We start from the raw sequence: 22,455 nt of genomic DNA on the forward strand, positions 1-22,455 counted from the left end.
CCCACTGTGTCTTTATCCCCGCAAGTTGGACAAATTGCCCCAGGCCAGGGGGAAGAATGTACCAGCCTTTATTGCACAATCACGATACCCGCCAGGGTGCCCTTGGGCATATCTTCGGGCTTGGCCCCGCTGCCGATGGGATAAATGTCCCAGCCGGCCTGGGCCGCCATCTTGTAGACGTCGATACCCACGGCCTCCATGGACGGCCGTGACTTCAAAGAAAACCGGCACTTTTTGCCTTCCATGGCCAGGCAGCCCTCCTGCTGGCCGCAGAAGGTATGGCGGCAAGATCCGGCCGCAAAACCGAAGGCCAGGTAGTGACCGTCGTAAAAGGCCATGGACTCTACCTCGTTGACGATCTTATAGATCAACTGATAAGCCGCCACCCGCTCTTTGATGGTCGCCTTGTCCCGGACGATGACTTCCGGCGGCACGTCCATAATGAAAAACACGGCCCAGTGGTATTTATCCAGCAGGGCCTGAAGTTCTGCCGGCTTCATGGTATTGGGGGGACATTGCGCACTCACCCCGTAGCCGAAACACCGGGGAATCTGGCACTTGAGAGTCACCCGCTCATCTACGACGATGTCTGCGGCTTTAACGATCTTGGCCTGGGTAGCTCCCAGCTCCAGGGCGCGCTCCCGGTATCGCTCCAGATCCTGGAGCAAACGGCCCTCCTGCATATCCACCGTGATCTTCTCCACTTTCCGGCCCATACGTCCTCCCTGTTAGGTATGAAGGTTCATGACTGCATTATCCATCTTCTTGTTGCGGTTGACTTAAAGAATCCCGTCCGCTGACGTTCCTATACTCCACCGCAGGCACCCGGCGCTATGATTGGGACCGCATTCCGTTTTCATTTCTTCTTTTCAATTGACCCCTACTACAAGCCATTTCAAAACCTGCTCCGATAAGAATTGTCATCCTGAGGCAGCAAAGAATCTTATATTTTAACAAGTTAAGAGTCTTCGCTTGGTTCAGGATGACAGAGAAAAACGGTTTTGAAATGGCTTTTAGTCCCTCAAAACAACCCCAAAAATCGCTGAAAATGGCCGGGCGCGGGCCGATTGTGGGGGCAAACCCGGCACATGTGCCGGGACATTGCCGAGGTATCCTCGCCATATACCCGGTCTAAACCCGCGTGCAAGTGCGTTCCGGTCGAGGCGGTCCCGAGGTTGTCACACGCTTGTCCCGCCCCTGTCCCGGGGTAAAAATCCGGCTTCCGTGATATTTAGTCTTTAATATCAATAAATTAATGATGAGCTGGCATCCTCGTGCCGGGACACGGCACAGGCGGGACGGCTGGAGTCTGCCGATTTTTCTCAGGTTGGCTAGCAGTGATCCGCTTTTATCCCGGCAAGTCATGGAGACAGCATAAACTCAGAACTGTGACGGCATCCAGCAATGATGAGGAAAGTGACAGCTTTTTTTTGCAAGTGCGGACATGATCAGGGTTGCAACCACACCATAAATTTATGAGGAACTGAGGTTTTGAAATAGCTTATAACCTCCTTGCTCTAAAAAACACCACTCCCAACGGCGGTAACGTCAGATTCAAGGAATGGGTCCGGCCATGGCAAGGGATCGGCGTGGCCTCCTGGCCGCCCAGATTGCCATGGCCGCTGCCCCCATAGTCCCAGGCATCGCTGTTCAGCACCTCTTGCCAGAACCCACCGGCAGGCACCCCCACCCGATAATGGTGCCGGGGCACCGGGGTGAAATTGCAAGCCACCAGCATCATTTCTCCTTCTCGCCCCTTCCTGAGGAAGGTAATGACACTCTGGATCACGTCATTGCAGTCGATCCACTCGAACCCCGCAGGGCTAAAATCCTGAGCAAATAGAGCCGGTTCCTGGCAATAGACCCGGTTCAAATCTTCTACCCACCTTTGTAAGGCCGCGTGCCTGGGGTCGTCCAGCAGGTGCCAGTCCAGGGAGGCTTCATGGTACCATTCCGACCATTGTCCGAACTCGCCCCCCATAAAGAGCAGCTTCTTGCCGGGCTGGCCGTACATATACCCGAAGAGTAGCCTGAGATTAGCAAACTTCTGCCAGTCGTCCCCGGGCATCTTAGCCAAAAGCGACCCCTTGCCGTAGACCACCTCGTCGTGGGACAGGGGCAGGAGGAAATTTTCGTGGAAGGCGTATAGCATCCGGAAGGTCAGGGTGTTGTGGTGGAACTTCCGATAGACCGGATCCACGCTCATATATCTCAGGGTATCGTGCATCCAGCCCATGTCCCACTTGAGGCCGAAGCCCAGGCCCCCCACATAGATGGGGCGGGAGACCATGGGCCAGTCGGTGGATTCTTCGGCCATGGTCTGGACGTCGGGATAGCTCTTATAGACCTCGGTATTGAACTGGCGCAGGAAGGCGATGGCTTCCAAATCCTCCCGGCCGCCGTACTGGTTGGGCAGCCATTCCCCCTCTTTGCGAGAATAATCAAGGTAGAGCATGGAGGCCACTGCGTCCACCCGGATGCCGTCGGCGTGATAGCGGTCCAGCCAGAACAGGGCGCTGCTCATCAGGAAACACCGCACCTCATTGCGGCCGAAGTTGAAAATAGAGCTGCGCCAATCGGGATGAAACCCTTTGCGGGGGTCGGCGTGCTCATAGAGGTGGGTGCCGTCGAAGAAGCCGGGGCCGTGCTCATCCGCGGGAAAGTGGGAAGGCACCCAGTCCAGGATGACGCCTATGCCGTGCTGGTGCAGGTAATCCACCAGGAACATGAAATCCTGGGGAGTGCCGTAGCGGCTGGTGGGGGCGAAATAGCCGGTGGTCTGGTAGCCCCAGGAGCCGTAAAAAGGATGCTCCATGATCGGCAAAAGTTCCACGTGGGTAAAACCCAGGCGCTGGACGTGCCCGGCCAACAACGGGGCCAGTTCCCGGTAGGTCAGGGAGCGGTTGCCCTCCTCCGGCACTCGCCGCCAGGACCCCAGGTGCACCTCATAGACCGACATGGGACCGTCCAGGGCGTTTTTCCGGTAGCGGCCTGCCATCCAGTCTCCATCTTCCCAGGCGTAGTCCAGGTCCCAGACGATGGAGGCGGTGCGGGGCGGACCTTCCAGAGAAAAGGCGAAAGGGTCGGCCTTGTCCACCCGGTAGGCGCCATATTTGGAGGCCAGGTGGTACTTGTACAGCGACCCTGCCGGAAGACCCGGGATAAATCCTTCCCAGATACCCGATTGGGCTCTGTTTCCCAAGGGATGGCTGCTCTTGCTCCAGCCGTTGAAATCACCGCTGACCCAGACCTGCTGTGCATCCGGGGCCCAGACGGCAAAATAGGTTCCCAGGGGCTCGGGCTCTTTCAAGACGTGCGCACCCAATTTATGATAAAGGCGGTAGTGGCTGCCTTCGTTAAAGAGGTAAAGGTCGTCGTCGGTCAACAGCGAGACGTCATACCGCACCGCGCCTGGAGGAGTCTTGGTTTTTGCCATAGCCTATTTTTCTCGATTTAGCCCGGTAATGCAAGGATTAGCTGCACGGCCTGAGAGAGATATGCCGTCGTAGCGGCGGGCCTTGGCTCCCGCGCATGAAAAAAGGCGGGGTCATTTCTGACCCCGCCTTACTGGGAGGGAACGCAACAGAACTTATGACCTTACTTGCGCCGCCAACCAAGCAGGCCCAGGCCAAGGAGGCCAGAGCCAAACAGCGGCAGGGCCGCAGGAATGGGCACCGCGGTGGCGATCTGCCGGCAGAGCATGATAGCCCCTTCATCGGGGAGGCCCGTCAAATCCAGACCCAAGGTTACGTGGAGGGTTTCACCCGGGGCGATGAGACTGCCCCCCGGGGGGTCATAGAAAAAGTCTATCTCGGTGTTGCCGAAGGTATCCTTGCCTTTGAATTCGGCGGAACTGGTATTGGGGTCTCTGATGACCTGGCCCACATCGCTGAAGATGAAGTGGTAGTCAGACCAGGTATAGGGGCTGGTGTTGGTAATGTCCCAGGTGATTTGAAAATTGTTATCACCGGCGTCATCGGCGTTAAAAATGATCTCCTTATCAAACCAGATCGGGGGGCCAGGGAGGTTGACGACCGCATAGCCGTCGTGCGACGGGAAGGGAATCAACGACAGGGCGTTGTAATCCTCCTTAACATTGTGGCCGCTCACTTCGGTGATGAAATAAGGATCGCCCGAGATATTGACGACGTTGAACGCCGACGCCTGCATGGCCAGGCCGAACACCAGCACCAGGCTCAAGACCAAAGCAATTGAAATTTTTCTCATATTTCCTCCTCATTTAATGCCCTAGCTTTTTTTAACCGGTTAAGAGGAAAATTCCACTTCCAATCTGGATTGACCGCTCCTTACCTCCTTCTTAAAAAGATTAACCGGATTATCGCCTCGGGCCAGCCGGTTATCTCATCCATGAGACCTGTAGCTTTTGAGGCCTCTTACGAGACATATGTGTAAATATTTATATAAATATTAATGTAATAGAAGTCAACTAATAGATAATTTTATTAAAAATAATTACAATGTGATTAGCACTATCTTTAAGGCATGGGTGGTTTTGAAATATGGTTATAATTTATTAATAATTAATGGTGGTTAGTTAATGAAGCGAAGGCCAGTGGGCGGAGGTCTTAAAAGAGATTGAGCTTGGGAAATTTATCAAGCAGCAGGCGAATAAGCTGGCGCGACCGTAAAAATTTGCGGGAAATCAAAAATGCAGGGTCATCCCTGACCCTGCCGTTAAACCCATATCATTTGGTAAAATCTATGATTTTACTTCCGCCGCCAGCCTAACAGGCCCAAGCCCAGAAGCCCAGATCCGAACAGCGGCAGAGCCGCGGGAATGGGCACCGCGGTGGCTATTTGCCGCAGGCCGAAGCTCAAATCAGCATCATCAGCAACATCAAAGGTTATCACGAAATTTGCCGGGGCTGGTCCAGGACAAACATCGCGGCTGCCCCCAAAACCACCATTCCAGAAGTTCAGGGTCAGACCGTCAGCGGAAAGCTCGAACTGTTTAAAATCGTCGCTGTTAAAAGGTTCTTTCATGACAACACCTGTGGCGCGTTCCGTAAAGTCCGCATTCCACAGCTCAAAGTGGTAATCGGACCAGCAATAGGGACTGGTGTTAGTGATGTGGAAGGTCGCAAGGTGATCGCCAACTGGAGAGTCGGTGAAATCAATGACCTTGTCAAAAAAATGCCCCGCCGAGTCGACGACCGCAAAGCCGTCATGCGACGGATAGGGGGTCAGAAAGGTTTCATTGTAATCTTCAAAGATCGCAAACCCTGAACCCGTCGTGTTAACGTTCTCTATCGTATTTAGGTTGTCATAGACAGCAGTAGCTTCCACATGGAAGGCCATGGCCTGCATAGCCAGGCCAAACACCAGCACCAGGCCCAGCGCCAATCCTATTGCAAATTTTCTCATTTTTTCCTCCTTAGGGTCCAGCCGTGATTTATCATTCAAACCTCGCAGATGGATCTAAGCTCTACAAAATGTCCCCAAGACGAAGGCTTCGGGATCCATCCCATGCACGTTTGCCGCTAAGTTTTCACCTCCTTCTCTGATCTCTGACGTCCCGACTTTAAAACACTCCTTCAGGTTATCCGGACCGAGAATCATGTCTAACAATATTATGCAATTTATATACCGCATTAATTTGATATTTAACTTGTCTAAATTATTGATGAATAAAATTATATCTGTATTATATTTTGTTAATAATATGAGACATTTTATTGAGTATGTCTGTATTTTTGAACACTGATTGGGTAAATTAATGCAGCTTTAAATTTGCTGAGGAAAAGGAACCCGGAGGGTATTAATGTCCAAACACAGCGCCGGATTACTTCTGTACCGCTGGCGTTCGGGTGGCTTGGAGGTCTTGCTGGTGCATCCCGGCGGGCCGTTTTGGGCGGGAAAAGATGACGGGGCCTGGTCCATCCCCAAAGGCGAATTCAACCCGCCCGAGGACCCCCTGGCTGCGGCTTATCGTGAGTTTAACGAGGAGACGAGTTGTTTGGCGGCTGGCGGGGTCATCCGGCTAACCTCCTTGAAGCAGCCCAGCGGCAAGCTTATTCAGGCCTGGGCCCTGAAGGGCGACTGCGACGCCGAGGCCATCCACAGCAATACGTTTACCCTGGAGTGGCCGCCCCGCTCCGGCCACCTCCAAGAATTCCCGGAAGTGGATCGGGCCGCCTGGTTTTCCCTCGAAGTTGCCCGGAAGAAGATTATTAAGGGTCAAGCGGGGTTTCTGGAGGAACTCGGGTACCTAGTGCAGGACTCGCGCCCCTGATCCTACCCCCAATGAGGGGTCCCGGGACTTTTGGATGATGGTGTTGATGCAGCCTCGCCCTAATCGGTTGGTCGTTTCTCCATGGACGGCACCGTAAAGAAAATTTCGGTGCCCCGATGCTTCTGAGCCTTGATCGTCAGTGCGCCTCCCAGTATGTGCACCCGCTCTTCCAGGGCGGCCAGGCCCAACCCCTTCTTGGCTGCGTCCCGGACCAAAATCTGGTCCAGATCGAACCCCACGCCGTCGTCGGTCACCTGAAACGACACCCCATCGGGTGAGCGTCTGATGACAATACTGACCTGCCTGGCCTGGGAGTGTTTGGCTATATTGGTGAGGGTTTCCTGGAAAATCCGGTAAAGGTTGACCTCTTCATCCCGGGAGAACAGGCCTTCGATGTCATCCATCTTAAGTGACAGTTCAATCTCATGGTACTTGCAGAACTCCTCCCCCAGGACCCGCAGCCCCGCCACCAGGCCCAGATCGTCCAACACCGACGGGCGCAGGTTCCGGGCGAGACGGCGGACATTGTCAATGACCCCGTTCAGATAGTCTAGGCTATGGGCGCATTCCTCCTTAGTCCGCCACTGCTCCGGGGGGACCATCTTCTCGATGGCCCTGAGCTGCATCTTCAAGACCATGAGAGACTGCCCCAGATCATCATGCAGTTCCAGGGCCAGATAGCGGCGCTCCTTCTCCTGGGCCTGCAAGAGCTGGGACGCCAGGTAGCGCAGCCGTTCTTCCGATTCCCGCAGGATCTCTTCCACCAGGCGGCGCTGGGCGTCCTGGGCCAGGAACTCCAGGGCAAAGGAGAGGTCGTCAGCCAGCGACTCCAACAGGGCGATTTCGTCAGCCGTGAAAAACCCCGGCCTGTCGGCGTAAACCGACAGAACTCCCACCACTTCTGATCCCACCTTTAACGGAAAAGCCGCCGAGGACTGAAACCCTCGGGCTAACGCCTGCTCCCGCCAGGGGGCCATGCGGGGGTCGGTGGCGATGTCATTACAGACGTCATACCTCCCTTCCCGGGCGGCGATGCCGGTGGGGCCGCGGCCCTCCGGGACATCATCAACAGGAATCGCGATACTTTGAACGTATTCGTCAGACAAGTCATACTTGGTCGCAGCCTTGACTAAACGCGTATCCAGGTCTATCAGGCCGATCCAGGCCAGCCGGAAGTCGCCCTCTTCCATCATCAGGCGACATATCCGCCGGAAAAGCTCTTCTTTGCCGGTGACCCGCACGATAGCTTCGTTGGCTTTGCTCAACATCCGGTACATACGGCCGAGGCTGGCCACCTGTTCTTCGGTCCGTTTGCGCACCGTGATATCCACACCCATTTCCAGCACAAGGGGCGAACCGTCCATATCGATAAAGGGATAATCATAGATCTGGTAGGTGTTACCATCCGGGCCGGGCCATTCCCAGACCACCGGCTGTCCGGTTTGAAAAACCGCCACGGCCTGGCATTCTTCGCAAGGATTTTGCTGCCCCGCAACCTCATAACAACGTTTTGATCCCGGTTCCCCAAAACGCCGGATAAATTCGCCGTTGACATAGGCAAAGCCACGATCCGGGCGCAGCAAAGCCACGTGTGCGGGGATGCGCTCCAGCACGGATAAGAGGCGCTGGCGTTCGTTCTGCAAGGCTTCTTCCGCCCGCCGCCGGGCCGTGACATCCCGGTCGACCTCCAGAATCGCCACCGGGACGCCCTCGTCGTTCCGTTGCACCACCATGCGGCTGGCTACCACGATTTCCTCGCCATCGGCCCTAATGTGCACCAATTCCCCATCCCATCGCCCCGTCTGGAACAGGTCCTGGTCAACTTCTTCCCGGGAGGAGGGGAATCGGGTCTTTAGCAGGGTATGAGTAACCTGGCCCGCGGCCTGCTCCCTAGGCCAGCCGTAGGCTTCTTCCGCCCCCCGGTTCCAGAAGACCACCCGGGAATCCAGGTCCCGGACGATGATGGCTTCCTGGGCCAGTTCCAGGAGTTGGGCCTGCTTGTGCAGGGACTCTTCGGCCCGCTGACGCTCCTGCACTTCCTCGATCAGTTGGGCTACCGTATCCCGCAGTTCCGCGGTGCGCCCTTTGACGCGCTGCTCCAGTTCGTCGTGGGACCGCTTCAGGGCCTCTTCCGCCTGCTTGCGTTCAGTGATATCCTGAACCGTGCCAAAACCGCCGAGCAACCGGCCTTGCGGATCGACCTCCAGTTCGGCCTTCTCCCGCACCCACTTCACGGTGTCATCCACGACGATGCGATGCTCGATGTCGTAGGGCTCACCACCGAGGGCCGCGGTCCAGTTCCGGTCAACGTACTGCCTATCCTCGGGATGTACGGCCGCGAGAAACGCCTCATAAGTCAGCGGCGTTCCCGGGGAAATTCCAAACATTCGGTAGGTCTCGTCGGACCAGGACAACTCTTCGCACTTCACATCCAGCCGCCAACTGCCGGTATGGGCCACAGCCTGCGCCCGGTTCAGATCCTCCCGGCTCTCTTGCAGGGCCGCCTCCATGCTTTTGCGTGCGCTGATGTCTTCGAAAACGGTGACAAATTGCCCAGGCTTGGGGGAAGTGGCGGAAATAGAGAAGTGCCGTTGCAGCGGCGGGAAAAAGACCTCGAAAGTAGCAGGTTCCCCGGTTTGCGCCACCCGTGCATAGGTTTCCAGAAAGGGGGCCTCGCCTACGCCATACGCAAGGCTGGCTAACTTTCCATGAATCTGGTCCGGTTGCAGGCCGGTGTGCACTGCGAAGGCAGGATTGGTGGCGAGGACGCGGTAGTCCACCGCCTTGTCCTGGTCATCGTAAATGACCTCGTGCAGCGCCACTCCCTCGGTCATACATTCGAATAAACCCCGGAACCTGGCCTCGCTCTCCTTAAGGGCCTCTTCGGCGCTCTTCCTGGCGGTAATGTCGAAGTGGGTGACCACCGCGGCCACGATGCAGCCCTGGTCGTCCCGGACCGGGGCGGAGTTAACGTTGAGATGAATGGGGGAGCGGCCTTTGTGCCGGAGACTGAACTCTTCATTCAACACCACTTCGCCCAGGTGCAGGGACCGCCACAGAGGCATCTCTTCTTTCCGGTAAACCCGGCCATCGGGATGGTGCCGGGGAATCTGCCAGAAGGTCTCGAGGTCGGGTAGATCCTGTAAGGATGCATCCCAGATCTGGTTCGCCAGGTGGTTGCTCAACCACAGGGGACCATTCGGAGCGGCGACAATAAGCACGCTGGCCGGCATCTGTTCCAATACGGACATGAGGAGCGCCCGCTCGGTTTCCAACTCCCGGGCCAGGTGCTCAAGTTCGACCTTCTGTTGTTCCAGGATTTCGGCCTGGGCCGACAATTCTTCGTTCGAGATGCGCAGTTCTTCGGCCTGGACGGTCAGTTCTTCATTAGCAACCTGCAATTCTTCCGCCTGGTTCTGGGCCAGGTCAAGCAAACGCTGCCGCTCGCGACCCTGAAGGTCACTTTCCCCAGGGGGACAGGAGAGTGGCGGGTGCGTCTCAGAAGAAGACTCGGCCAGTTTCGCCTCCAGGGTCTCTATCCGCCGACGCCACTCGGTTTCGGCCAACCGGTACTCGTCCCTGAGATGTGCCATCACAATCTGATTATCCCGCTCGGCCGCGGTCAGCCGCGACTGCAGCCTCTCAACTTCGAGAAGCAGTTCCTTTCTGGTCTTACCACCGTCGTCCATAGGCGCTATCCTTCTATTCTGATACCCTGAACCCGGGAAAGCGTTCTCATCATCAGTACTCGACCGACCTGCTTTGTAGTATAGCCGTTTGCACACCGAGATAATTTATCTGATTTTACTGGAAAGGTATTATAATTGCTAAATATATGTATTCCCACCGTTGATGACAGGTTTGGCAGGAAACAACAGGACGGCCCAGGCGCAACTAATGAGGGGTAAGGGGAGATTGCAGATATGAGTCCAGAGCGCTTATCCCAGGGCTTGATCCAGGTTTACACCGGCGACGGCAAAGGCAAGACCACCTGCGCCCTGGGGTTGGCCTTTAGGGCCGTGGGCCAGGGTTTCAAGGTCGCCATGCTGCAGTTCATGAAGGGCCGGGAGACCGGCGAAAGCAGGGCTGCAGCGCGGCTGGCTCCGGAGCTGACCCTGCGCTTCTTTGGACGGCCGGGGCTAGTAAACCTGAAGTCCCCGGCCAAAGATGACCTGGAACGGGTCCGGCAGGCCTGGGAAGCGGCGTGCCAGGTGCTCGCGGCGGGGGAGCACGACCTGGTGATCTTAGATGAGATCAACCTGGCCCTGGCCCACGGTCTCATCCCCCTGGAAGAAGCCCTCACGGTCCTGCGCCAGCGGCCGCCCTGGGTGGAGGTCGTCCTCACCGGCCGACGGGCTCCTCAGGAACTGCTAGCCCTGGCTGATCTGATCACGGAGATGGTCCCGGTAAAGCACTATTACCAGGCCGGCGTGCGGGCCCGCCGCGGAATTGAATGGTGATGGCCATAAAGATGTGGCAGCGCTGCCCCCGTCGGTGCTCAGAGGGAACTTGCGGCAGGGAAGTCCCCCTTTGGGAAAGGGGGATTTAGGGGGATTTGGCTTTTCGATAAGACCTGTGGATAAATAATCTTCGCAACTTGGCATCATCTCATCAATGACAGCAATCCCCAGACCCCGGCCTGGCTCACCTGCAGGCCCACCAGGGTCAGTGTGGCCATCATCAATGAGGTGCCGTACAGGACCCTGATGGCCCGGCGGTAACGGCGGCGGTCCAGAGGCTCGAGGGCTTCGCCGATAAATGGTTTTTCCACAAGGCGATCGAAGTAGGTGCTGGGACCGCCCAGGCGCACTCTTAAAGCCCCGGCCATGGCGGCCTCCGGCCAGCCCGCGTTGGGACTGGCGGCATGGGTGCGGTCCCGCCACAGGGTACGGCAGGCTCCCCGCCAATCCAGGCCCAGAAGGGCGACTGTGGGAATCATCAAGAGGGCCGTGAGCCTTGCCGGGATCAAGTTCAGGACGTCATCCAGGCGGGCCGCCACCTTGCCGAAGCGGGCATACCAGTAGTTTTTATAGCCCACCATGCTGTCCATGGTGTTGACGCCCTTATAGAAAATCAGCCCCGGCAGGCCCAGGGTCAGGATAAAAAACATGGGGGCCACCACTCCGTCGGCCAGGTTTTCCGCAACCGTTTCGATCAGCGCCCGCCACATTTCTTCCGGGGAAAGATTGGCGGTTTCCCGACCTACAATCATGGATAGGGCCGCCCGGGCCGCCTCCAGGTCGCCACGCTTCAGGGCCATTTCCACCTTTTGACTCTCCTGGTGCAGGCTGCGGGTGGCCAACCCGGCGTACAGAAAATAGATGAGCAGCGCGATCCCGGCCGAGGGCGGCAGCAAAGCCAGGAGCAGCAACAGCCCAAAGATCAGGACCGTAGTGCTGCCCATCACCGCCAGCCAGAAGAGGGCGCCGGCCATTACCCGATCCTGGTACAAGGTTGACTCCCAGTATTGAATGATACGGCCCAACAGGCGCACCGGGTGGGGCCAACTGGGAGGATCTCCCACCAGGAGATCCAGGATATAGGCCAGAAGGAACGGCAGCGCCAGGTTCACGATTCACTCCATTCGGCGGCAGGCAGGGACGGCTGCCCCACCAGGATAATTGGGACGGTGGGGCGGGCCTCCGTGCCCGCCAACCATATTGTTTTTCTCTTCTCATACCGATTTGCGTTCAAATAGCTACTTTTGGGAGCCGCAGCCTTTAGCCTGCGCCTGCACAGGCGAGACGCCTGTGCCACCGTTTGAATGCGAATTGGTATCAGTCCTTTATAATCTTCATTAACTTCCCAAACACTGCTCCAACGCTGCGAGCAGTCGCGAGTTTTCCTCCCGGCCCCGTACCGCCAGGCGGAAGAAGCGCTCATCCAGTCCCCGGAAATTGCTGGCATCGCGAATCACGATGTGGTGGGTCAGCATCTGCTCTCTGAGGTCTGCCGCGGTCGCCCCCGGCCGATTCAGCTTCACCAAAAGATAATTCACCGTGCTGGGAAACGGGGTGAGTTCCGGCAGCGCCGCCAGCCGGTCGAAGAGAAATTGCCGCTCCTGCGCTATCAGGGTCTGGGTCTGGGCCATATAATCCTGGTCAGCCAGGCAGGCCCGCCCCATGACTTGGGCCATGGTGTTCACCGACCAGGGCTCCTGGTCCCCGGCAAGACGAGCCACCAGTTCCGGTGCCCCTAACAAAAAACCCAGGCGCATCCCCGGGATGCCATAGAATTTAGTAAAGGAGCGCAGGATCATCAACCGGGGAAACCGCCTGAGATGGGACTTGAAGGAAGCCTCCTCCACGAAATCGATAAACGCTTCGTCCAGCAGCAAGTAAGCCCCCGTGGCGTCGAGACGCGCCGCCACCGTCAAAAGCAACTCCGGGTCAAGCAGCGCCCCGCTGGGGCTGGCAGGGTGGGCCAGGAAGACCAAATCGCCGGCTTGGGCTTGAAAGACCTCATGCAGGGCAAAATTGTGGGCCTCCGTGGTGGCTTGAAATGCCACCGGCACTCCGGCCACCTGAAGCGCGTGCTCATATTCGCTGAACGCCGGGGTCACAATCAGGCCCCGTCGAGGTTTCAGGACCCGAGCCAGCAGATAAAGGAGCTCGGTGGAGCCGTTCCCCACCAAAATCTCCTCAGGAGTAAGATGGTGATAGGCCGCCAGATCCTGGCGCAGCGCCAGGCAGCGGCGATCCGGGTAGTGGACGATCTCACGCATAGCCTCCTGCATAGCGCCTGACAGCCCCGGAGGAAATCCCAGGGGGTTGATGTTGGCGGAGAAATCCAGGAGGTCGGCAAGATCGATCCCCAGGCTGCGGACCAGATGGTACACGTCGCCCCCATGCGGGGGAGTCCTGTTAGGTAAATCTGTCATAGTTCAGGTTGAATCATCCTTTTGATATGCGCCATATCCAGGTGCCGCCGCAGCAAGTCGGCCAGGCGGTCCAACTGGGCTTCTTGAAATTTTTCATAAGACATTTCCAACGGGGCCATCTCTGGAGACGGCCGGTTCTCCCGCAGTTCCTCCCGGAAGGCTCGGCGAAAGCCGTCATTGTCGAACAGGCCGTGGAGATAGGTGCCCCAGACTCGCCGGTCCGGGCTGACCCAGCCATCGGCCACCCGCAAGGGTTCCCCGTTCCGACTGATGATCTCGAAAGCCGGCTTCCCCGCCCCCAGAGGCTCGGTTTCTCCCATGTGGATTTCATATGCAGAAAGCAGCCCGTTTTCTGCCCGGTCTTGCCACCGGGCCTCAACCTGGGTAGTCGTTTTAGCCCCGGCCATGGTGGTGATGAGCGGTAAAAGTCCCAGCCCCGCCTCCGTCCGGGGGTCGCCTTCCACCCCCAGGGGGTCCCGGACTTCCTGCCCCAGGATTTGGTAACCCCCGCAAATCCCCACCACCCGGCCACCTGCCCGAGCGTAGGCTTGAATCTGCGGGAACAAGCCGCTCCCTTTCAGATAAAGCAAATCGCTGATGGTGTTCTTGGTGCCCGGCAGGATCAACAGGTCCAGGCCATCCAGCTTATCCCGGTGATCCAAATAGCGCAGGGCCACCCCCGGCTCCTGCTCCAGAGGGTCGAAGTCGGTGTAGTTGGAAATATGGGGCAGGCGCACCACGCCGATCTTCAGGCCCCCAGCCTCCCCCCAGGTGCCGTCGCCGCGCTTTTTGCCCAGGGCCACACTATCTTCTTCGGGGAGCACCAGGTCGCGGTCGTAAGGCACCACGCCCAAGACCGGCCGTTTGGTGCGGGTCTCGATGATGGTTACGCCCGAATCGAACAGGGCCGCATCGCCCCGAAACTTGTTGATTATAAAGCCTTTAAGCATCCGGCGCTCGCCGGGCGTCAGGAGGAGAAAGGCGCCGATGGTGGCTGCAAAGACCCCGCCCCGGTCGATGTCGGCCACCAGGAGCACCGCGGCCCCCGCCCTTTTAGCCATGCTGAAGTTCACCAGGTCATTTTTCTTTAAATTCAGCTCCACCGCGCTGCCGGCTCCTTCCAGCACGATGAGTTCATAAGCCTGGGCGAGGCGGCGGTAGCTCTCCATGACCTTGCGCACCAGCCGGGGCTTGAGCCGGTAGTACTCCCGGGCCGGATAATTCCCATACACCCGGCCGTGGACGATCACCTGGGAACCCACGTCGCTGCTGGGCTTGAGCAAGATGGGGTTCATGTCCACGTGGGGAGTGAGGCCCGCGGCCTGGGCCTGCACCACCTGGGCCCGGCCCATCTCCCCGCCTTCCGGGGTGATGAAACTGTTCAGGGCCATGTTCTGGGCCTTGAAGGGCGCCACCCGGATGCCTTCCTGGCGGAAGATCCGGCACAACCCGGCCACCATGATGCTCTTGCCCACATCCGAGCCCGAACCCAGGATCATTAAAGGACGATATTTCATTTTTTAGCTATCAGCCTTCAGCTTTCAGCAGTCAGCTTTTTTCCCTGACACCTGAAACCTGCCCCCTGTACTTGTCCCGGTAGCCCCGAGGGGTGATCATGTAAGGGCCGTAAGCGTGGGTCTGAGAGTTGCCTATAATAACAATGGTTTGCATATCCACCGGATGTTGGAGCATGTCCGCCAAGGTGGTGACGATAGTCGCCTGCTCCTGGCGCATGGCCCGGGAGACAATGCCCACGGGAGTCAGCGGGTCTTTATGGCGCAAGAGCATCTCCCGCACCGCGCCCAGTTGCCAGTCCCGTTTCTTGCTCTTTGGGTTATAGAGCACGATAACGAAATCCCCCTGGGCCGTCAGTTCCAGCCGCTTTGCAATGGTCTCCCAGGGAGTGAGGAGGTCGCTTAAGGAGATGGCGACAAAATCGTGCATCAGGGGCGCGCCCAACAGGGCCGCGCCTGCGGCCAGGGCCGGGATTCCGGGGATGACTTCCAGGTGAAAATCCACCTCCGCCTCGCCTTCGGGCGGCCCCACCTTGAGCTCCTGGGCGGCGCACATCTCTAAAACCAGCCCGGCCATTCCATAGATGCCGGCATCGCCGCTAGAGACCAGGGCCACCCGTTGCCCGGCCAGCGCCCGGTCCAGGGCCAGTTGGCAGCGCTTCACTTCGGCCTTCATGCCGGTGGCCACCACTTCCTGGTCGGTCAACAGGGGAAGCACCAGATCGATGTAGGTTTGATAGCCCACCACCACCTGAGCTTCGGCCAGGGCATTCTGAGCCCTGGGAATGATATATTCGGCAAACCCGGGTCCCAGGCTCACCACCGTTAAGCGACCCGGGCTACTGCCAGGGTGGCGTTGGCGGCCTTGCGCTTGGGGACGATCAGTTCCACTCCCCCGGCCTTCAGGGCCGCCGCCTCGCTGACACTCACCACTCCCATATGGCGAGCCACCCGGGGCGAGGGGTTCGGCGCCGGCATTGCTTCCAGTTCTTGTGCGGTAAACCATAAAAATTCGACTCCCAGACTCCGGGCGGCCATCCGCAACCCGGGTTCCTCCTTTTTGGCCTCGATGGTAGCCAGGGCCTTCAGGGACAGAAGGGACAACCCTTCCTGCTGAAATGTATATTCAATGAAATCAATAAGTTCTTTCTCAGGGGTTCCTTTATGGCAGCCCATCCCGGCCACCAGGTTCCGGGGCCGCAGCCGCAGCCAATCGGCAGGCCAGGGGCGCTCCCGAAAACCTACGTAAACCACAGGGCCTGGAATGCCCAAGGCCCGGTCCAGGTCAGTCTCCGGGACAAACAGCTCCGGATATGCCGATACCATCTCGGCCAGGCAATTATACTGGTCCACCACCCGGACAGGCCGGCCTTCCAGCAGGGCCATGGAAATTACTCGGACCTCCGGCAGGTTTTCGATGGTCAGACCATGCTCCACCGCCAGCAGGTCCAGCGCCGGCAGCCCCTGTACGTCGGTGGCCGTGGTGATGACCGGAGTCCCACCCAATATCCGGGCTACTTCATGGGCCAGTTCGTTGGCCCCGCCCAGATGCCCCGAGAGCAGGCTGATGGCAAACTGTCCGGCCTCATCCACCACCACCACCCCGGGGTCACAAGCCTTGCTCTTTAAGAAAGGCGCGATGCTCCTCACCACGATGCCTACGGCCATGACGCAGACCAGGTTTTCTCCCCGGGCAAAGGCTTCCCCTAACGTCTGGGAGAGACTGACGAAAACCAGGTCCCCCGGCTCCCCGGCCTGGGCCTGGGACAACCAACACTGCGCTCCGGGCAGGCTCCGGCAGAGCCGCCGGGCCAGGACCGCGCCTTTCGGGGTCAGGGCCAGGATTTTGATGGGACGGGGCGGGGAAATCATTTCATCACCAATTTTTAACAACAATCATAGGGCGGCCCGTGGCCGCCATTCAGCGGCGTGCACGGCACGCCCTCTGGAACTGGACGGGCCTGTAGGGACGGGTTTTAAACCCGCGCCTACAAATCTTCCCCAACAAGGGGCCGAAACCCATGGGCAAAATCTCGATCATAAAGTTTGGACCTGGCCTTTAACTGCCCTTCCCTGGCGGCCAGGGCCGGACCCACCAGGATCAAGGCCTGGCGCTCAATGTCCGCTTCCTTGACCAACCCGGCGATAGTTGCCATCTTGCCTCGGATAATCTGCTGGTCCGGCCAGCTCACTCGGTAGGCCACCACCACCGGCGTTTCCGGACCGTAGGCGGGGGTGAGTTCGGCCACCACGGCATCTATAAGTTTGATACTCAGATAGATGACCAGGGTGGCCCCGTGACGAGCCAGATCACCTAAGGCCTCCCCCGGCGGCACCGGGGTGCGCCCCGCCGCCCGGGTTAAAATAACGGTCTGGGTCACCTCCGGCAGGGTGAGTTCCTGGGCCAGAGCCGCAGCCGCAGCAAAGGCCGCGGTCACTCCGGGGATTACCTGGCAAGGGATCTGTTCTTGTTCCAAAACTTCCAGCTGCTCCTGGATGGCCCCGTAGAGGGAAGGGTCGCCGGAGTGGACCCGGACCACCCGTTGGCCGACCCGGTGCCCCCCCATCATCCGGCCAACGATTTCTTCCAGGTTCAGAGCCGCGGTGTCCACGAGTTCGGCCCCTGGGCCGGCCCAGGTAAGAATAGCCGGCGACACCAGGGACCCGGCATAGAGCACCAGGTCTGCCGCGGCCAGGGCCTTTTGCCCTTTGACTGTGATTAGCTCCGGGTCACCGGGCCCGGCTCCTATGAAGATAACGGGATGACGCTCAGTCATGCAATTTCCCTTCTTTCAGCAGCCAGCGGAAAGTTGCCATTTTTTGTTCTAAACCCTAACCCCTGCCTGGTTCTTGACTCCAGTAACTATCCACACCGGATTCAACGCCTGCAACGCGGTCCCGCCGGCCAGGGAGTGCGAACGGCTTACCTGGAGGTGGACCACTTCAACCTCCCAGCCCGCTTCGGTCAGGACGTTTCGGGCCGTCTCCAAGGTCTCTAAAAGGGCCGCGCTGATCACCACCCGGCCACCGGGCATCAAGCGCCGCATGGCTTCCCGGACGATAGCCCCGACTTCCGGGCCGCCGCCCCCCACGAAAACCCGCTGGGGGTCGGGCAGGGCCGCCAGACACAATGGGGCCGGGGCGCAGACTATTTCCAGGTTAGGCACCCCAAACTGATCCCGGTTGGCGGCGATTTGGGCCGCCCTCTCCGGGTGGCGCTCCACCGCAAAAACTTTCCCGTCGGGGATAAGCAGGCTGGCCTCCAACCCCACGGAGCCGCAACCGGCCCCTACGTCCCAGAGGACTTGGCCAGGGAGAAGCCTCAGTTTGGCCAGAACCACAGCTCGCACTTCGGTCTTGGTGATGAGCCCGGCCTGATGGACCAAAACCTCCTCCGGGAGCCCCAGGTGTAATTGTGGCCCAGGGGCAACCGCCTCGCCCGGCTCGGACAGCGCCAACACCAGGTTCAAGGCCGAAAATTCCCGCCCCAAAGTCTCCTCCAGGCTCAACCAGGTGACCCGCTCGGTGTCCTGGCCCAGGTCTTCCGCCACGCAGAGGCGCGACCTCGTTAAACCCCGGTCCAGAAGGAACCGGGCAATCTCGCCGGGTGTATGAACCGGGTCTGTATAGATGATCAAGGCGCCCGGTTTTCTCAAAGCGGCGCGCAACAGCTCCCACGAACGCCCGTGCAGGCTGATGATAGTGGCGTCCTGCCAGGGCATCTTCAGGCGGGCGCAGGCGGCCTGGACCGCAGTGAGGTTGGGGTGAATCACCACCTGCTCGGCCCCCAGGACTTTTACAACTAGCGGCCCGATGCCGTAAAAATTAGGGTCTCCGGAAGCCAGCACCACCACTCGTTTGGCTGCGGCCAGGGCCGCCAGTTGCCTGAGGGTCCCCTCCGGGTCCTTGCCCAGGGGAATCTTCATGGCCCGATGCTTCGGGAAGTAATCCAGAAGCCGCCGCCCCCCCACCAACACCTGGGCCTCGCGGATAATTTCCAAGACCTTGGGGGTCAAATCCGCGGGTGACATCCCCAGACCCACTACCTGCACCGGAATCATGCCGCCACCCCGTTGCTCTCCCCCCGCCAGAGGGTAGCGCCGTCAAAATCGAGCACGACGACGGTAAGCTGGGGACTGGGTCCGGTATAGTCCCGCAAGGCCGCCAGCATGCGCTCACCCACCTGGGCCACCACCTGGCCGGCCCCGGCCTGGTTAAGAATTTCCAGGGCCTGCCGGGCCGTATTGGCCCTGGCCACCGCCTGGGCCAGAAGTGCGTCCCCGGTCAGATTCAGGGTCCAGCGCCCCAATTCCTTTAAATCAGCCAGCCCCCGTGAGGCATGGGTATGCCCAAACCCCTGGGCGATCTTCAGGGCCTTGCCGAAAAAAGCCCCTGTCGTGATCTCGGGAAATCCCATACCCGCAGCCACTTTCAGGGCAAAGCGCACATAATCGCCCATCTGGACAAAAGCTTCCTCGGGCAGGTCAGGCAGGAGTCCCTTGAGGTAACCCTCGCTCTTGCCTCCGGTGCTGAAGGCAATATGTTTGAGGCCCGCAGCCCGGGCGACCCGCAGACTGGCCGCGATGGTCGCCCGGTAGGCCTGATGGGAAAAGGGCTTCACCAGCCCCGTGGTGCCCAAAATCGAGATGCCCCCCACGATCCCCAGACGGGGGTTGAGGGTGTGCCGGGCCAGTTCCTCCCCCCGAGGCACGAAGATTTCCACCGCCAGGCGCAGGGGTTCGGCGGGACCGACTGCATGCCACACCTGCAGCAAGGCCTTTTTGATCATCCTGCGGGGCACCGGGTTTATGGCGGGCTCGCCCACCGCCACCGCCAGGCCCGGCTTGGTTACCCGGCCCACCCCTGCCCCGCCGAGGAAAGCGATGTCCTCTGCCGTTCCCGGAGATTCCAGACGCCAAACCCGAGCTCCGATCTCCGCCCCGTTGGTGACGTCGGGGTCATCGCCGGCGTCTTTGATCACCACTGCCTCACCCGTGTCACCGGTTCGCCCATGCCGGCACAACGGGATAGTGAGGCTGCCTCCCCCGGGCAGGGGCACCTCCACCCGCTCCGGGCAGGGTCGACCCAGGAGTTCATACAGCGCCCCTTCAGCCGCGGCTGCCGCCGCGGTGCCCGTGGAAAAGCCCTGGCGCAGTTCCTTCCGAGGCCGGGGGGGCTTCAGCAGGTCGTCGTCTTCAAGGTGTTGATAATTTTTGGATAATTTTTTCAAATCGCTTTACAGCCTGTTTCATGGTTCAGCAAGAGGTATCCCGAGACATGTAAGGTTCCGTTATTTCTGGCAACTGACCCTGGTCACTGACAACAGTCCCTCTCAACTCAACTCCACACCGCGTACGGCACCGCCACCAGTACCAGACTTAAGAGCCGCAAACCCTGACTTGACAGCAGGAGCTTGGTCCCCAGGCCTGGCGAAAAGATCCCCATGTGAGACGGCAGTTGGTGACGCAGCGCCCGGATGGGGGTGGCTACAATATTGCCCAGGACCAGGGCCAACACGGTCTGATGGACCGTCAGGGCGCCGGTTTGGAGAAGAGCCCCGGCTGCGGCCATTCCCGAAGTAAATTCCGCGGCCACGCTGAAGATTACTACGCTGGCAGCTTCCACCGGAAAAAAACCTAAAGCCACGTGGGAAGCCGTGGCCTCCCGCAGCCACTTGAACAGACCCCAGTCATTCACCAGGAAGATCAGAAAATAGATGGGCAGTGTGAACAGCACCACCCGGGAAAACCGCCGTCGAAATTTCCGCCAGATTTCCTGGGACACCTTTTCCTTCCTGACCGGCAGAGTTGGTTCGGAAATCCCTGGCCCGGCATCGGTCCCGGCTGGCAGCCGCCAGCGGGCATAGCCCAAAATGACCATGCTCCGGAGCAAGGCCGCCACCCCGGTCAGGGCCAAGTAGATAAGCCCGGCCTCCCGGGTCAGGGGCAAAATGATAAAAAACGTGGTGGGGAGATGGAGCAGGTAAACCGGCAGCCCACCGTTGAACAGATAAGTCAGAGTCATCTCCTCGCGGCTGATTTTCTCTTCCTGGTAAAAAGTCCACAACATTGTGTTGGCCAGGATTTTGGAGAAAAACGCCGCGGTAAAAGTGGCCCCGCTTTCCCGTTTCAGGTGCCCCCAACGCAGCACAGGCGCGGTCCAGCCTCCCAGTTTGCTCGCCCAACCCAGGGATTCGATGGCCTGCCCCACCAGCAGGCCTACCCCCATATAAGCCAGAAGCCAGAGCAAAGGAGAGCCCAGATGATGGTAAAGTTTCCTGACCGTCAGGCGGTCCGAGGCCCCGCCCAGACCCAGCCAGGAGATCGCGACCAGCAGGCTCAGAGCCAGAAGGAACAGCCAGACTCCCCGGCCTCCCAGAGCCTTGGAATGGACTTTCAATAGCCTTTGCCTTGCTTCTTAATGATGACCATGGAGAGATAGGGCAATTCCCGGCCTTTCAGGTCCCGCAGGTTTTCTACGACGGTTTCACCATCCAGGCCACAGCGGCTGATGCACGTGGTTCGGTCCAGAAGGTCCATCTCCTCCAAGGTCTGATAGATTTCATCAAAATAGCGATAGGTCTTGAGGATCACGATATTATCTGATTTATCGATAACTTCCTTCAGGTTGGCCGCACCCAAGGCCCCCGACACCAAATAGAAAGATTCCTCCCCTTCGGTGAGCGGAATGTGGGTCAGGGCCGCGGCGGCGCTGTAGGAGGTGATGCCGGGGATGGTGACGATGCGCACCTTGGGTTGCAGCCGCTTGAGGGTCTTCAACAGATACCCGAAAGTAGAGTAGGTCAGGGGGTCTCCCAGGGTGACGAAGGCAGCGTCACTGCCGGTATCCAGCACTTCCAGGACTCGCCGGGCGTTCTCCTCCCAGGCGGAGGCCAGCACCTGGGGGTCCTTGCTCATGGGGAAAGGCAGGTGCTCGATGCCGGCGCCATTAAGGTGGCAGCGCACGATGCTCAGGGCCAGACTGTAGCTGTTTTTGGTGGAGCACGCCGCAAAGATGTGGGGCACCCGATGCAGCACCTTGACCGCCTTCAGGGTGATCAATTCGGGATCTCCCGGTCCTACGCCGATCCCGTAAAGTGTCCCGGTTTTTGTGGTCATGACGGCGTCTCCTCCAAGGCCATGATGGCCAGGGCATTGATGATGCTGGCTGCCACCGCGGAGCCGCCTTTCGGCCCCAGGGCGGTGATGTAAGGGCAATCCTGGCGAGCCAGGGCGTCTTTTGATTCCGCAGCGTTGACAAATCCCACCGGCACTCCCACTACGAGGGCCGGCCGCGGGGCCCCATCCGCCAGCAACTCCAGCAAGCGCAACAGGGCGGTGGGGGCGTTGCCGATGGCCACGATACCTCCGGCCAGTCTCGGCAAACTCCGCTCCAGGGCTACCGCAGCCCGGGTAGTGCCGCGGCGCTGCGCTTCTTCCGCCACTTCCGGATCGTCCATGAGACAGAAGGCCTCCGCCCCCAGACGGCCCAGACGGCCGGTGGAGATGCCCGCCAGGAGCATGCGGGTGTCAGTGGCCACCGGGTTGCCCCGTTTCAAAGCCTCCACCCCGGCGGCAATGGCCACAGGATGAATACGGGCCGAAGTGAGGTACTCCGGGTCCGCGGTGGTGTGGATCATGCGCCGGACCACGAACCAGACCTCGGGCGGCAGGTGGTGCGGTCCCACCTGGGCTTCGATGCGGCGGAAACTCTCGGCCTCGATCTCTGAGGGGAGACGGGGTTGCCAGTTCATGTTTTCTCCTTTGAAGCATATCTTGAGGGGAGGACCGGGGGACGAGGGTCCCCCG

General features: G+C 59.3%; 18 protein-coding genes. 2 read left to right on the forward strand and 16 right to left on the reverse strand.

Annotated features, from left to right (window positions below; translation table 11 throughout):
* Positions 1-68 precede the first annotated feature (68 nt).
* From WC600_16745 to WC600_16760, 4 genes are all read right to left on the reverse strand, one after another.
* The gene (locus WC600_16745) at positions 69-716 is read right to left on the reverse strand and encodes a DUF2284 domain-containing protein (GenBank protein ID MFA4904384.1); all 648 of its coding nucleotides are present in this window, start codon (positions 714-716) and stop codon (positions 69-71) included.
* Between the two features lie 785 nt (positions 717-1,501).
* Positions 1,502-3,436, reverse strand: a complete 1,935-nt coding sequence (glgB, locus tag WC600_16750; GenBank protein ID MFA4904385.1) for a 1,4-alpha-glucan branching protein GlgB — start codon at positions 3,434-3,436, stop codon at positions 1,502-1,504.
* 161 nt (positions 3,437-3,597) lie between these two features.
* Positions 3,598-4,227, reverse strand: a complete 630-nt coding sequence (locus tag WC600_16755; GenBank protein ID MFA4904386.1) for a hypothetical protein — start codon at positions 4,225-4,227, stop codon at positions 3,598-3,600.
* 501 nt (positions 4,228-4,728) lie between these two features.
* Positions 4,729-5,385 (reverse strand): hypothetical protein, encoded by a 657-nt coding sequence (locus WC600_16760; GenBank protein MFA4904387.1) that lies wholly within the window; start codon positions 5,383-5,385, stop codon positions 4,729-4,731.
* A gap of 397 nt (positions 5,386-5,782) precedes the next feature.
* On the opposite strand from WC600_16760, the gene WC600_16765 reads away from it, so the two are divergent.
* Positions 5,783-6,253, forward strand: coding sequence for an NUDIX domain-containing protein (locus WC600_16765; protein MFA4904388.1), 471 nt, complete (start codon positions 5,783-5,785; stop codon positions 6,251-6,253).
* 59 nt (positions 6,254-6,312) lie between these two features.
* On the opposite strand, the gene WC600_16770 is transcribed toward WC600_16765, so the two are convergent.
* On the reverse strand, positions 6,313-9,942 hold the full coding sequence (locus tag WC600_16770) for a PAS domain S-box protein (GenBank protein ID MFA4904389.1): 3,630 nt from the start codon (positions 9,940-9,942) through the stop codon (positions 6,313-6,315).
* A gap of 234 nt (positions 9,943-10,176) precedes the next feature.
* On the opposite strand from WC600_16770, the gene cobO reads away from it, so the two are divergent.
* Positions 10,177-10,713, forward strand: a complete 537-nt coding sequence (cobO, locus tag WC600_16775) for a cob(I)yrinic acid a,c-diamide adenosyltransferase (protein MFA4904390.1) — start codon at positions 10,177-10,179, stop codon at positions 10,711-10,713.
* Between the two features lie 143 nt (positions 10,714-10,856).
* Here the strand turns inward: cobO and cbiB are convergent, their stop codons facing one another.
* The 11 genes from cbiB to WC600_16830 all read right to left on the reverse strand — a co-directional run.
* Positions 10,857-11,825, reverse strand: coding sequence for an adenosylcobinamide-phosphate synthase CbiB (cbiB, locus tag WC600_16780; GenBank protein MFA4904391.1), 969 nt, complete (start codon positions 11,823-11,825; stop codon positions 10,857-10,859).
* Positions 11,826-12,050: 225 nt separating this feature from the next.
* Positions 12,051-13,133: a threonine-phosphate decarboxylase CobD gene (gene cobD, locus WC600_16785; GenBank protein ID MFA4904392.1), complete on the reverse strand. Its 1,083-nt coding sequence runs from the start codon at positions 13,131-13,133 to the stop codon at positions 12,051-12,053.
* The gene (locus tag WC600_16790; GenBank protein ID MFA4904393.1) at positions 13,130-14,650 is read right to left on the reverse strand and encodes a cobyric acid synthase; all 1,521 of its coding nucleotides are present in this window, start codon (positions 14,648-14,650) and stop codon (positions 13,130-13,132) included. The genes cobD and WC600_16790 overlap by 4 nt, the downstream gene beginning before the upstream one ends.
* A gap of 31 nt (positions 14,651-14,681) precedes the next feature.
* Complete coding sequence (gene cobJ, locus WC600_16795) at positions 14,682-15,467, reverse strand: precorrin-3B C(17)-methyltransferase (GenBank protein MFA4904394.1); 786 nt, start codon at positions 15,465-15,467, stop codon at positions 14,682-14,684.
* A 5-nt stretch (positions 15,468-15,472) separates the two neighbouring features.
* Positions 15,473-16,519 (reverse strand): cobalamin biosynthesis protein, encoded by a 1,047-nt coding sequence (locus WC600_16800; protein ID MFA4904395.1) that lies wholly within the window; start codon positions 16,517-16,519, stop codon positions 15,473-15,475.
* A gap of 116 nt (positions 16,520-16,635) precedes the next feature.
* Entirely contained in the window at positions 16,636-17,424 is a 789-nt protein-coding gene (cobM, locus tag WC600_16805) for a precorrin-4 C(11)-methyltransferase (GenBank protein ID MFA4904396.1), read from the reverse strand.
* 48 nt (positions 17,425-17,472) lie between these two features.
* A complete protein-coding gene (gene cbiE / locus WC600_16810; protein MFA4904397.1) occupies positions 17,473-18,708 on the reverse strand; it encodes a precorrin-6y C5,15-methyltransferase (decarboxylating) subunit CbiE in 1,236 nt (411 codons plus the stop codon).
* Complete coding sequence (locus tag WC600_16815; protein ID MFA4904398.1) at positions 18,705-19,877, reverse strand: cobalt-precorrin-5B (C(1))-methyltransferase; 1,173 nt, start codon at positions 19,875-19,877, stop codon at positions 18,705-18,707. Before WC600_16815 ends, cbiE begins: the two co-directional genes overlap by 4 nt.
* A 107-nt stretch (positions 19,878-19,984) precedes the next feature.
* On the reverse strand, positions 19,985-21,046 hold the full coding sequence (locus WC600_16820) for a hypothetical protein (GenBank protein MFA4904399.1): 1,062 nt from the start codon (positions 21,044-21,046) through the stop codon (positions 19,985-19,987).
* Entirely contained in the window at positions 21,043-21,765 is a 723-nt protein-coding gene (cobI, locus tag WC600_16825) for a precorrin-2 C(20)-methyltransferase (protein ID MFA4904400.1), read from the reverse strand. The genes WC600_16820 and cobI overlap by 4 nt, the downstream gene beginning before the upstream one ends.
* Positions 21,762-22,455 (reverse strand): precorrin-8X methylmutase (locus tag WC600_16830; protein MFA4904401.1); only part of this gene is annotated, 694 nt, incomplete at its 5' end. The genes cobI and WC600_16830, both read right to left, overlap by 4 nt.

The organism is Desulfobaccales bacterium (assembly GCA_041648175.1).
GTDB lineage: Bacteria > Desulfobacterota > Desulfobaccia > Desulfobaccales > 0-14-0-80-60-11 > 0-14-0-80-60-11.

Excerpts from the sequence above, each read along its gene's own strand:
- WC600_16765 (MFA4904388.1), top strand. The coding sequence starts at position 5,783 with ATGTCCAAACACAGCGCCGGATTACTTCTGTACCGCTGGCGTTCGGGT.
- WC600_16760 (MFA4904387.1), bottom strand. The coding sequence starts at position 5,385 with ATGAGAAAATTTGCAATAGGATTGGCGCTGGGCCTGGTGCTGGTGTTT.
- WC600_16745 (MFA4904384.1), bottom strand. The coding sequence starts at position 716 with ATGGGCCGGAAAGTGGAGAAGATCACGGTGGATATGCAGGAGGGCCGT.
- WC600_16800 (MFA4904395.1), bottom strand. The coding sequence starts at position 16,519 with ATGATTTCCCCGCCCCGTCCCATCAAAATCCTGGCCCTGACCCCGAAA.
- cobI (MFA4904400.1), bottom strand. The coding sequence starts at position 21,765 with ATGACCACAAAAACCGGGACACTTTACGGGATCGGCGTAGGACCGGGA.
- glgB (MFA4904385.1), bottom strand. The coding sequence starts at position 3,436 with ATGGCAAAAACCAAGACTCCTCCAGGCGCGGTGCGGTATGACGTCTCG.
- cbiE (MFA4904397.1), bottom strand. The coding sequence starts at position 18,708 with ATGATTCCGGTGCAGGTAGTGGGTCTGGGGATGTCACCCGCGGATTTG.
- cobD (MFA4904392.1), bottom strand. The coding sequence starts at position 13,133 with ATGACAGATTTACCTAACAGGACTCCCCCGCATGGGGGCGACGTGTAC.
- cobM (MFA4904396.1), bottom strand. The coding sequence starts at position 17,424 with ATGACTGAGCGTCATCCCGTTATCTTCATAGGAGCCGGGCCCGGTGAC.
- WC600_16770 (MFA4904389.1), bottom strand. The coding sequence starts at position 9,942 with ATGGACGACGGTGGTAAGACCAGAAAGGAACTGCTTCTCGAAGTTGAG.
- WC600_16790 (MFA4904393.1), bottom strand. The coding sequence starts at position 14,650 with ATGAAATATCGTCCTTTAATGATCCTGGGTTCGGGCTCGGATGTGGGC.
- WC600_16755 (MFA4904386.1), bottom strand. The coding sequence starts at position 4,227 with ATGAGAAAAATTTCAATTGCTTTGGTCTTGAGCCTGGTGCTGGTGTTC.
- cobO (MFA4904390.1), top strand. The coding sequence starts at position 10,177 with ATGAGTCCAGAGCGCTTATCCCAGGGCTTGATCCAGGTTTACACCGGC.